Origin of the sequence: Alicyclobacillus sp. SO9, assembly GCF_016406125.1 — a bacterium.
GTDB lineage: Bacteria > Bacillota > Bacilli > Alicyclobacillales > Alicyclobacillaceae > SO9.
The window spans coordinates 2,681,574-2,692,334 of sequence record NZ_CP066339.1; the positions used below are offsets into that span (position 1 = coordinate 2,681,574).

Annotated in this window: 11 protein-coding genes; 3 read left to right on the plus strand and 8 right to left on the minus strand. The window is 48.1% G+C overall.

Annotation, left to right across the window (positions count from 1 at the left end):
- The first annotated feature begins 154 nt into the window (after positions 1 to 154).
- A complete protein-coding gene (locus tag GI364_RS12415; protein ID WP_198849616.1) occupies positions 155 to 844 on the plus strand; it encodes a metallophosphoesterase in 690 nt (229 codons plus the stop codon).
- A 10-nt stretch (positions 845 to 854) separates the two neighbouring features.
- Here the strand turns inward: GI364_RS12415 and GI364_RS12420 are convergent, their stop codons facing one another.
- The gene (locus GI364_RS12420) at positions 855 to 1,595 is read right to left on the minus strand and encodes a class I SAM-dependent methyltransferase (protein WP_198849617.1); all 741 of its coding nucleotides are present in this window, start codon (positions 1,593 to 1,595) and stop codon (positions 855 to 857) included.
- 110 nt (positions 1,596 to 1,705) lie between these two features.
- Here GI364_RS12420 and GI364_RS12425 point away from each other — a divergent pair, with 110 nt between their 5' ends.
- Positions 1,706 to 2,044, plus strand: a complete 339-nt coding sequence (locus GI364_RS12425) for a hypothetical protein (protein WP_198849618.1) — start codon at positions 1,706 to 1,708, stop codon at positions 2,042 to 2,044.
- Positions 2,045 to 2,059: 15 nt separating this feature from the next.
- On the opposite strand, the gene GI364_RS12430 is transcribed toward GI364_RS12425, so the two are convergent.
- From GI364_RS12430 to GI364_RS12460, 7 genes are all read right to left on the minus strand, one after another.
- Positions 2,060 to 2,863, minus strand: coding sequence for a C40 family peptidase (locus tag GI364_RS12430; protein ID WP_198849619.1), 804 nt, complete (start codon positions 2,861 to 2,863; stop codon positions 2,060 to 2,062).
- Between the two features lie 96 nt (positions 2,864 to 2,959).
- Positions 2,960 to 3,484 carry a YfiT family bacillithiol transferase gene (locus GI364_RS12435; protein WP_198849620.1) on the minus strand — a complete coding sequence of 175 codons (525 nt, stop codon included), beginning with the start codon at positions 3,482 to 3,484 and terminating at the stop codon, positions 2,960 to 2,962.
- Positions 3,485 to 3,570: 86 nt separating this feature from the next.
- Positions 3,571 to 4,533 (minus strand): L-threonine 3-dehydrogenase, encoded by a 963-nt coding sequence (locus GI364_RS12440; protein WP_198849621.1) that lies wholly within the window; start codon positions 4,531 to 4,533, stop codon positions 3,571 to 3,573.
- Positions 4,534 to 4,567: 34 nt separating this feature from the next.
- A complete protein-coding gene (locus tag GI364_RS12445; protein ID WP_198849622.1) occupies positions 4,568 to 5,761 on the minus strand; it encodes a glycine C-acetyltransferase in 1,194 nt (397 codons plus the stop codon).
- A gap of 505 nt (positions 5,762 to 6,266) precedes the next feature.
- Complete coding sequence (locus GI364_RS12450) at positions 6,267 to 6,476, minus strand: hypothetical protein (protein ID WP_198849623.1); 210 nt, start codon at positions 6,474 to 6,476, stop codon at positions 6,267 to 6,269.
- Positions 6,477 to 6,513: 37 nt separating this feature from the next.
- Entirely contained in the window at positions 6,514 to 7,626 is a 1,113-nt protein-coding gene (locus tag GI364_RS12455) for a hypothetical protein (RefSeq protein ID WP_198849624.1), read from the minus strand.
- Complete coding sequence (locus GI364_RS12460; RefSeq protein ID WP_198849625.1) at positions 7,623 to 8,237, minus strand: cytochrome b N-terminal domain-containing protein; 615 nt, start codon at positions 8,235 to 8,237, stop codon at positions 7,623 to 7,625. Before GI364_RS12460 ends, GI364_RS12455 begins: the two co-directional genes overlap by 4 nt.
- A gap of 636 nt (positions 8,238 to 8,873) precedes the next feature.
- Between GI364_RS12460 and GI364_RS12465 the strand changes: the two genes are divergently transcribed.
- Positions 8,874 to 10,652 carry a phospho-sugar mutase gene (locus GI364_RS12465; protein WP_198849626.1) on the plus strand — a complete coding sequence of 593 codons (1,779 nt, stop codon included), beginning with the start codon at positions 8,874 to 8,876 and terminating at the stop codon, positions 10,650 to 10,652.
- Positions 10,653 to 10,761: the final 109 nt, after the last annotated feature.

Genomic DNA, 10,761 nt, shown 5'->3' on the forward strand with positions numbered 1-10,761 from the left:
TACGTTCTGTAGAGAATGGCTGCATTAGGGAAACAAGAACGGCTCTTCCGGACAGGCCGGTCGGTTGGTTTACAACTCTCAGCGGAAAGTATGACACGGGCATTTTTCTGAAATACAGCCACGTGCTATGATGACAATGGAAGGGAGCAGAGAAATGCCAATATATGCACTTGGAGATTTGCATCTATCCTTATTCGTCGATAAACCCATGGATATTTTTGGACAAACTTGGGAACATCATACGGAACAAATTGAAGCCAATTGGAGAACCGTGGTCAATAACAATGACACCGTTCTTCTCCCTGGAGACTTGTCGTGGGGCATGACGTTGGACGAGGCAGTACCAGATCTTGAATGGATGGCGCGCCTTCCGGGACATCAGATAATGATAAGAGGTAATCATGACTACTGGTGGCATGGCATCACTCGACTGCGGCAAACTCTTGCAACGAACCAGACTGCCATACAAAACGATGCCGTGGTTGCCGAAGGGTATGCAATTTGCGGCACCAGAGGGTGGCTGCTTCCGTCACATCCGCAATTTGATGTGAACGATGAACCTATCTTCCGCCGTGAACTTGAGCGTCTGCGTTTATCATTGACTGCGGCATCCAAGTTGGACATGCCCATTATTGCAATGCTGCACTATCCACCTTGCAGTTCAAATAACCATCAGACCGAATTCACAGAAATACTAGAGAGCTACAATGTAAAAGTCTGCATTTACGGTCATTTACACGGTCCAACCCATCGGTTTGCCTTTGAAGGAGAACAAAATGGAGTTACATATCGCTTAGTCAGTGCTGATTTCGTAAACTTCAGTCCAATTCGATTGAACCCCTGACAGCGAGCAGTCACGCAGGGGCTTTTTCAGCCGTAATGACAGCGAAACCAAGTTCCCGGAAATGCTGATCCATCCAATTCGAATTTGCCTGCAACACTTCAAGAACACTTGGGTCTTGGAACGAACCCGGTGTTGAAAGGTCCAGAAGGTCTGGCACTTCGGCACCCGCGCTCATCATATCCATTGGACTAATAGGTTGTGAATGAATAATTCTGACAGTCTTAAAACCGCTGTCACGGAACTTCTGTTTCCAACCTTTCATCCCTGGGACAAATTCGGCTCCGTAGACCTTTTTCACTCCTTCTTTCCATTTTTCATCGACTGGTGCCATAAGTGTCATTTCAACGTCCAGATAAATGCCGCCTGGCTTAAGAACTCTCAAGTACTCGCCGAGGGCCGTAGAAATGTCTCTTATGAACACATTGACAGACTCAGTCACGATAATGTCGAACGCGCCATTTTCAAACGGCAACGCCGTAGCATCCGCTACTCTCCATTCAATCTGAACACCTTGTGCATCAGACCTTTGTTTGGCCTTTGCAATCATCGACGACCTAACATCAACTCCGGTTCCCTGACAGCCGTAGACTTTGCACAAGTGAGTCAAAGTGCGACCGGTTCCGCAACCGACTTCAAGGACTTTGATGGATTCTTCTAATGGAAGCTGGTCCATCCAATACAGCGTTGACTTCATACCTCCTGGGTGTGCACTTGAGGCGCCGACTAGAGCCAATACATCTTGATAATCCATGAAAATCCTCCCCAAGGTGGATGCATCCTGAGCACTTTACTTCCTCAACGTATTCATTCATCATAGGATTGGTTCATGACTGGTGGATGTACAAAGTAGGAGGCAATCGTGTGGCGACGAAAGTTGAAGATATATTTGTTCTCTCCGTAGAAGAACCTGGTGATTATGTGTTCGAGCCCTCTGGGGTTGTTGTGTTGTACAGTAACAAGAAATTTCAGCTATACTCGACCAGCGCGAATCACAATCGCTTTCGGGCGGCGCTGAATCGTTTTTCGTGGACAGAACTCACAAAAGGGGTCGTATGGAAGGACGCGGAATATCGTATTACTCCAGTTGAAGACAGCGTCAAGCAGACCGACTGGGAAGATCCGCAGCAAGTCCCTGCCGTTCTGCAACGCTTATATAATATGAATCCTAAGTATCTATTTTTTCTTGAGAGACATTTGTAAGTTTCAGAAGAATAACTACCATGGACGCCGCGCACCGACAAACCTTGACCTGTAGTATGGATTGTCTAAGTGGCTGACAATCACTCCAGTTGAAGGATTGAGAGACTGAACAATGAGCCCGTTTCCAACGTAGATAGCCACATGGGAAGCGCCGCCGTTGTCGGTTGAGAAGAAAACAAGATCGCCTGGATGTAGGTGACTCTCTGCCACCCATCTTCCTACTTTGAATTGGGCGTAGGAAGTGCGCGGCAGACCGATATGATAGTGACGGTAGACGTACTGTACCAAACCGGAGCAATCAAATCCAGCCGGACTTTCCCCACCCCATCTATAGGGTTTGCCCACAAATGTAAGCGCGTATTTCGCAATCCTTACCCCTTCATTGGAATGACTGCGGGTTAAGCTTTCAAAGCTGGTTCCCCTGCTGACTGGCTTGTGAACCGCCAGAGGCTTTACGGAAGGTTGAGGCTGAGAGTCTTTGTCGGAATGCTTCTTGGTTGTACTGCCCGACTTTGTAACCGTAACCTTGGCCTTATTCGCTGGTTTTGATTTCTTGTGTGGTTCTGCTACCAGCGTTTGACTCTGCGACATTCTAACCATCCGATTATCCGACAATGCGTAGATAATGCTGGTTTTTGTCGCCACAGGCACTTTCTGTAGAAGGTACCTGCGTTGAAGCGCCAAACGTTGCCGCGAGTTCGTCGATTTCTCCTGCCTGCCCTGACTGTACGCAGGTTGCGTCTGAAGCTCGTGGCTCGGAAGCGGAGCCGTGGAGACAGCGACCAGCACGGTGGACGTTACACGCAAAACGCGACTCACGAACACACCTCCTGTATCAGAGACACAGTTCTATAGCTGTTTGCATGTGTATGTTTGTGAATCGAAAAAAAGACTTCTTGCGCCGCAGGATATCAACTACACCCAGCCTCGACTTTTGCGAAGCTCCGTAATGTGAGCGGTATGGTGTTGACTGTGCCAAGCATAGGTTCCCAGCAGGCGCCACAGCGGACGGTGTTCACCGCTTGGATGCAGCATTGTTTTTTCAAAGTCAGACAGCGACATGGTCTTTAGCAACAAGGCCCAACGCATTTGTATCGAAGCAAACAAATCCAGAGACAGATTCATATCCCCCTGCACAGAATCCGAGAGATTTGCCCAGCGGTTGATGTCTGTTGCGGGCATGACGGGTGTCTCTTCCGTCAATGCGTGTTTGAAGTTCAAATACGTATTAACATGCGTGTCGGCCAGATGATGAATTACCTGTCGAACAGTCCACCCTAAAGGACGATACGGAGTATCCAGTTGTCCGGCACTCAGTCCATTCACGGCCGCACGCAGTTGCGCCGGCGCATCTTCTACTTCACTTGTCCAACGTTCAATATCGTCGCTTGTAATCCCTTCGGGAAGCTTCGCACGACCAATTGGATACTTTACATCCATCGTTCCAGTCTCCTCTGCTTTAGATTCGAAGAAGCAGCCGAGATGAATCGGCTGCTTGATGACTGTCTAAGTTACAACTGCGTTTGCTACGACTGTTGACCTACGTGCAGTTTGCTCCGGAGTTTGGAAAGCATATCCTTCGTGGTTCGTTCTAAGTCATACTTTGCTTTAAATCCCCATTCCTCGGCTGCCTGAGAGGAGTCAATAGAATCGGGCCAACTGTCCGCAATAGATTGGCGAACGGGATCAACCTCATAATCCATCCGAAAGTCCGGAATATGTTGCTGAATAGCGTGAGCAATCTGTTCCGGTGCAAAGCTCATAGCCGAAATATTAAAAGCATTCCGGTGCTTCAATCTTGAAGCATCAGCCTCCATTAAGTTTACCACAGCGTCCAGTGCGTCGGGCATGTACATCATGTCCATGAACGTACCTGGAGCAATGTAGGACGTGTAACGCCCGTTGCGGACAGCTTCATAGTAGATCTCTACGGCGTAGTCGGTTGTACCGCCCCCAGGGGGAGCGACATATGAGATTAAACCTGGAAACCGCAGCCCGCGAGTGTCAACGCCAAATTTCTGATAGTAGTAGTCACACAGAAGTTCTCCCGCGACTTTTGTCACACCATACATACTTGTCGGTCTCTGAATTGTGTCTTGAGGCGTGAAAATTCTCGGTGTGTCGGGTCCAAAGGCGGCAATCGAACTTGGAGAAAACAGTTGACACCCCAACTCTCTTGAAACCTCAAGTGCATTAACCAGACCGCCCATGTTCAAATTCCACGCTAATTGAGGTTTTGTCTCCGCTGTGGAAGATAACAAGGCTGCCAAATGGATGATTGCGTCGGCGTTGTATTGCTTCACAACCTGTGCCATTCGCTTTCCGTCGGTGACATCGAGAACCTCAAACGGCCCAATCTGTGCTTCTTGTCCGCTTTTGGCACGAATGTCAGAAGCTACGACATTGTCTGCTCCATAGGTGTTTCGAAGTTGCTGTACCAATTCCGACCCGATTTGGCCCAGTGCCCCAGTCACCAAAATTCTTTTCATGTTTGCACCCCGTTGCTGCGTAATTTTGAAAGACTCACTTCAGAATATGTAGCTCTTTGCCAATCTTCTCGTAGATGGCCAGCGCCCTATCCAAAAGCTCCCGAGAGTGGGCTGCAGTAGGCATATTGCGAACGCGGCCCGTGCCTTTGGGTACAGTTGGGTAGACAATGGACTTCGCATAGACGCCCTCTTCATACAGACGCTTGCTAAACTGTTGCGTCAGAACTTCGTCGCCAATGATACAAGGCGTGATTGGAGTTTCACTGTGACCAATATCAAAGCCAATCTGCTTTAATCCTCGTTTGAAGTAGTTTGCATTATCCCAGAGACGGTTTTGCAGGTCACTGCTGTGCAGAAGGATATCAACTGCTTCGGTACAGGCAGCAGCGGCACTCGGTGTCAGTGAAGTGGAGAAGAGAAAGGGCCGAGCACGCACTTTCAGCCAGTCAATCAAATCCTTGCGTCCGGCAACGTATCCCCCGACTACGCCAATTGCTTTTGACAGAGTTCCAATTTGGAAATCGATGCGATCTGACAGTCCAAAGTGTTTGACAGTTCCAGCGCCATTTCCGAGTACTCCTGATCCGTGGGCGTCATCGACGTATGTAATTAAGTCAAATTCCTCAGCAATCTCGACAATTTCGGGTAATTTGGCGATGTCTCCGTCCATGGAAAAGACGCCGTCCGTAATCACCATCAGTTTATTGTATTGCCCAGATTCCTTGGCTTCTTTTGCCTTTGCCCGTAAGTCAGCCATGTCGGAGTGATTGAATCGTATAATCTTTGCTCTCGACAAGCGACAGCCGTCAATAATTGATGCATGGTTCAATTCGTCCGAAAGAATACCGTCGTTCTTATCCATTACTGCGGAAATCGCGCCCATATTACAGTTAAAGCCGGATTGAAAGGCAATGGCGGCCTCGGTATGTTTGAATTCAGCAAGCTTTTGTTCAAGCTTATCATGGACTTCTAATGTACCGTTAATGGTACGCACAGCACCGGCACCGACACCGTACTTTTGTGTAGCTTGGATGGAAGCGCTTACTAGTCTTTCGTCTGTCGCAAGGCCCAGATAATTGTTTGAGGATAGGTTAATGAGCTCTTTTCCGTGAATCTTGATGACTGGACCGTTGGAGCTTTCCAAAGTATCAATCACATTGTACAGGCCCTGTTCCTTCAATTCTGCGAGATTTTCCTTCAAAAAAGACTCAAGCGTTTTACTGGACATACGTAGTGCTCCTTTCATAGTCGGATCATCGTCGGACCATCGTCGGACCATCGCAACGCGCTCAACCGAAAGCCGCTTCTATCACGTGATTTTGGCCAATGTTCTACTTTGCCGGCCGATGAAAACCAAATTATCAACCTGGTGCAGTATGTATGGTAGCCTTCTCTCTGAAACACGTCAATGATGCCGTGTGCGACTTGTGCGGCAGTGGTCTTGTGAAGGTGATCTATAGAAAGATCAAATTCACATCAAAAAAAGTTCAAAACTATTGTCATTCAGACATGCAATGATTTAAAATAATAATGACACCGACTTGGGTGTCGGGACCACTGTGCTGGCCAGGCAAAGCATTTGCACAGTGGTCTCTACATATTGTACCCGTACAGTATTGTACATCGACGAAAAAAAGGCCGCAACAGACGATGACTGTTGCGGCCTTGGTACGATGTATTTGTCGTTTATGCTTCTTGTTTGCGACGGCCCATACTACTGCTGCCAGTTTGTGTTATGAGCCGGCTCTTTGCCGTCTGTACGCTTGACGTGCCGAGGCCCAAATATTGCCGGTCACCCAGATTCCCATCAGCAAGGTAGGTATACCGTACCATAAGTTGTTTGGTTGACCGGCGAAAATCCCTTGGTACACCAGTGCAGTCCCGTATACACCTGCAAACAAGGCTGCAAGCCATATGATCCAAAGCTTTATTCCCTGTCCCATGATTCACGCCTCCTACCAGTCTTAAAATCGCATGGTCTCATGATTTTGCAAACCTGTTTTCTCCGACGGCAGTCTGCCTTTCGGCAGATACTGCCTGATAGCAGCCCAGTGTTTGGCCCGGTTTCAGCGTGCCAGTGTTCCTGCCTTTAAATTCTTGTGTGCACTGTTGCCGGAGAGGACAACGGCTGCACGTATCATCTTTTTCAAGCCGTTTATACCAATCCCGCCAAATCAGACGATGAACAGGCAAGAGACGCGGCAGTTTGTTAAGCCCGGGAACGAAGGGTACCAGTAGTAACAGGAAGAACAGGAGGCCAACTGTATAGGCTGCAGCCTCGTCTCCCGCCGCAATCGTAGACCAGGGCGGTACCTGATACAGGAAAGTATAAGGTGTTAGCCACCAGGGACCTGGATAGGCCTGCTCATCGTGACTGATGCCCCACTGCTCTCCGAGCATATTAATTTTCTTGGCTGCCTGATGCAGCACATCTCCTTGTAAGAACAGTAGGTTGTCTTGAACATTCCAGCGATAGACACCGTTGTTCGTTTGTCTGTTCAGTGCTCCTGAAAGCAGGCCCGATTGTGCGAGTGTCAATTCATCACTCATAAGTGTTTTCACAGGCCCATAATTTCCTGGCGTAACTTCTACCTGTCCGTTGGTTACCGCCGCAGTCTTCAAAGCACTACTATAATTCTTATTCCAAGCCTGTTGTTGCTTTGCCGATGCTGTCGTATAAGTCCGGAGCGCTGTCTTTAATTGCGCATTGTTTGACGCAGTTGCGAGCATTGACAAAGGATTTAACACGTCTGCCTTGGCCGTGTTGAGTTTGTAAGGCGTTCCCCACCAAGTCTGCGGGGCAAATCCAAACAGCGACTGAATGCTTCCAGTACCGTTATTGTATGGAGGCCCGTAGGTAGCCATGTCACCGCTCCCAGAAAGGTCTCCTAAAGCGGTCTTTTCAATTAGTACAGGTTGCTTTGTGGCGACCTGTTTATTCGTTACTGCAGGTCGGTATGGTGCTCCCCAAATTGCGGCAACAGCCACAATCAAAACTCCGGAAATAACAAGGCTTACAACGCCTTCTTTCACCATATCAAAATTCTTCTGTGGAAATTTTAGCGTATCGCGGGAAAATCGCAGAATACTCATTGCCTGTCACCTTCTTTGCCAATGCGCGCCGGATATGGCGGCACAACGCCTTTGCTTCTAACTGCCAAGAGATGCCACCCGACGAGACCAACTAGAATGAGGGGAAGCACGGCAATATGCAGACCATACACTTGCCCGTTGTTAAGAATGTTTAGGAACCCGTTCAAACCTGCTCCGTTAAACGCATCTTTACTTTGTACTTGGTTCCATTGAGCAAAGAAATCGCCTCTTGACAGATATCCTGTAAAGGCTTCGACAACGGATACACCGAATGACAGCACACCGATAACCCATGTGACTGCACGGCCTTCTCGCCATGCTCCCATAAAAAATTGCCCAACGAGGTGCATAGTCATGAAAAAGAAGAACGCTTGTACGCTCCAAAAGTGAATGCTTCGCATGAAATCGCCGAGACTGGAGTGCTGGTACCATAATGGACCCTTAGCTGACATAATCACTCCTGACGCAACGCAAAACACGAGGCTGCTGAGCGTAAAAACCCCAAAACTGTAGACGAGTGACGAAACGTATGTCGGTTGTTCAGATGGTAATAAATTATCCCAAGTTAGTTTCTCGGAAACTCCCTTGCGAAGGGTCTTTGTCCAGTTCATTTTTTGTCATCTCCCTTATCGTGTGGGTACTTTCCAACAATAAACAGGACAAAGACTATGAGCCACAGAAAACCGACATAATAGTTTGGCCAGGCATTGGACATGTCGACCATGACTCTCACTTCCCTTCTAGAAGATACCCTAAGTTTAGAAGCAACCGGCCCTTCTTCAGAAGACAGAAATGAACCATTCCTTGTCGTGAAATGAGCTAACTTCTTACACGAGGAATGACTAGTATCAATGCTGCTGAAATTTACAAATGGACTATCTCGTACCCGGAAAGGAACTAGTTCAAATGGGCTTCGTATCCGTTTGGTACGGTGTAACAACGCATAGTCAAGTACTTTTATGGTTTATTAGGGAGATTTCCTTGTTTGAGCTGTCATGACGCGGAATTTAGCAACTCATAAAAAGTGTGATACATGAGATCTTAAAGCCGTCGTGGTGTAATGCCCATAATCCACATGGACTAGTCGGTTAGTAGGAAAGACAGGAGGGATGAAGATAGTTGGGTCGTCTCTGGTCTACGTTTTATAGCAGTTGGCAATGTGTGACCTTAGCGTGGGAATAGAGACTGACGAACGACGTCACACTAATCAGTATTCCAGCCCGAATGCTAAAGGAGCCTGATTTGAAATGAAATCAAACAGAGTCGTTGAAAGACAAAACCGCAGTGACACAGACGCGGAGTTTGAAAAGTGGCTGAACCAAAGCACACTCCCGCAAGACTTGCGCCGTGAACTTGTCCAAATTCAAGGTGACAGAGAGAAGATTCGTCATCATTTTGGTCAATCACTGAAGTTTGGTACAGGCGGAATGAGGGGCATACTTGGCCCAGGGCCTAATAGAATGAACATCTACACAGTTCGAAAAGCAACGTGGGCACTCGGAAAGTTCTTGTTACAACTGGACAGTCAAGTAAAAACCAGGGGTGTCGCTGTCGGCTATGACAGCAGACATAAGTCAGAGGAATTCGCATTGCAGGTAGGTCTCACCTTGGCTGCACTCGGTATCAAATCGTTTGTCTCGCCGTACCTATGCCCCACACCGGAAGTCTCCTTTACGGTTCGCCACTTGCAGGCAGCTGCAGGAGTCATGATAACTGCAAGTCACAATCCTCCGGAATATAACGGCTACAAGGTATACGGTGCAGATGGATGCCAATTTCTTCCTGATGTCACCGAACAAATTAGGCGGATGATGGACGACGTAGAGGACATCTTTTCCATTCAAACAGCCTCTCTTGACAACAGCACTAAAAATGGACTGTTACAGCGCACGAATGAAAGTGTAAGAGACACATACGTTCGTCGGGTTGTGGAGGAGTTGTCGTTTTCATCAAACTCTCCATCAAACAGAGAGGCACTGCACATTGTTTACACGCCGTTGCATGGGACAGGGAACATTCCTGTTAGAAAAGCGCTTCACCTTGCGGGTTACAAGCACGTTGACATTGTAACGCAACAGGCACAGCCGGATCCCAACTTCTCGACCGTAGAGAGCCCCAATCCTGGTTCGGAAGAAGCTTTGAACTTAGGAGTTGATTTGGCTGACCAAGTCAACGCAGATATGGTTCTCGGCACCGACCCGGATTGTGACCGGGTTGGTATCGCTGTCCGCGACAAAGAGCGTAATTTTATTCACTTAAGCGGCAACCAGACTGGAGCTCTAATGGCTGACTTTGTTCTACGACGGCAGCGTGAAGAAGGAACTCTTCCCCAAAATGGATTGCTGTTCAAAACCATCGTAACTTCCGACTTGGGACAGGCTGTGGCTCAGGCTTACGATATTTCTGTTGAAAACACTCTGACGGGCTTTAAATACATTGGGCATCGTGCGACGGAAGAAGAACTAACTGGAGAGCATCCATTTATCATGGGGTACGAGGAGAGCTACGGATACCTTCTGTCTGACATCGTGAGAGATAAGGATGGTGTTCAGGCCTGCGTTGTAGCTGCTGAGATGGCAGCATACTATAAAGGGCAAGGTTTGACCCTGGGAGACAGGCTGGATGAGCTTTTTCAGCAATTCGGGACCTATGCAGAATTCAGCTACAGTATTCCTCTTGAGGCAAGCGGTGCCGAGGAACAAAGAACGCAGTTTATGGACAATCTGCGCAAGACACCGCCTCAAGTGACGGGGCTTGAGCTCCTCAGAATTGAAGACTATCTGCATTCCATAAGTCGGAACACCGAACACCTCTCTGATAATGCCGCGGAGTCTCAGTTAAGCTTGCCAAAATCAAATGTACTGAAATACATTTTCAAAGACCAATCGTGGATGGCAATTCGTCCCTCAGGAACCGAGCCAAAAATGAAGATCTATCTAGCGGCACATGGAATAGACAAAGAGGATACAGACACTAAAATACAAAACATGAGGCAAAGTCTCGCAGAAGTTCCGAGCTTCGGCTAGGGGCACTCTTATCGTTTTAACGGCGAACCGGTTACAGAGGGAGGGTACCCTTCCTCTGTAACCATTGCAAGGCGGAAAGGCCAGCAAAGACGTTCTGGTGATGCATAAA

Excerpts from the sequence above, each read along its gene's own strand:
- GI364_RS12415 (WP_198849616.1), top strand. The coding sequence starts at position 155 with ATGCCAATATATGCACTTGGAGATTTGCATCTATCCTTATTCGTCGAT.
- GI364_RS12420 (WP_198849617.1), bottom strand. The coding sequence starts at position 1,595 with ATGGATTATCAAGATGTATTGGCTCTAGTCGGCGCCTCAAGTGCACAC.
- GI364_RS12435 (WP_198849620.1), bottom strand. The coding sequence starts at position 3,484 with ATGGATGTAAAGTATCCAATTGGTCGTGCGAAGCTTCCCGAAGGGATT.
- GI364_RS12440 (WP_198849621.1), bottom strand. The coding sequence starts at position 4,533 with ATGAAAAGAATTTTGGTGACTGGGGCACTGGGCCAAATCGGGTCGGAA.
- GI364_RS12445 (WP_198849622.1), bottom strand. The coding sequence starts at position 5,761 with ATGTCCAGTAAAACGCTTGAGTCTTTTTTGAAGGAAAATCTCGCAGAA.
- GI364_RS12450 (WP_198849623.1), bottom strand. The coding sequence starts at position 6,476 with ATGGGACAGGGAATAAAGCTTTGGATCATATGGCTTGCAGCCTTGTTT.
- GI364_RS12455 (WP_198849624.1), bottom strand. The coding sequence starts at position 7,626 with ATGAGTATTCTGCGATTTTCCCGCGATACGCTAAAATTTCCACAGAAG.
- GI364_RS12460 (WP_198849625.1), bottom strand. The coding sequence starts at position 8,237 with ATGAACTGGACAAAGACCCTTCGCAAGGGAGTTTCCGAGAAACTAACT.
- GI364_RS12465 (WP_198849626.1), top strand. The coding sequence starts at position 8,874 with ATGAAATCAAACAGAGTCGTTGAAAGACAAAACCGCAGTGACACAGAC.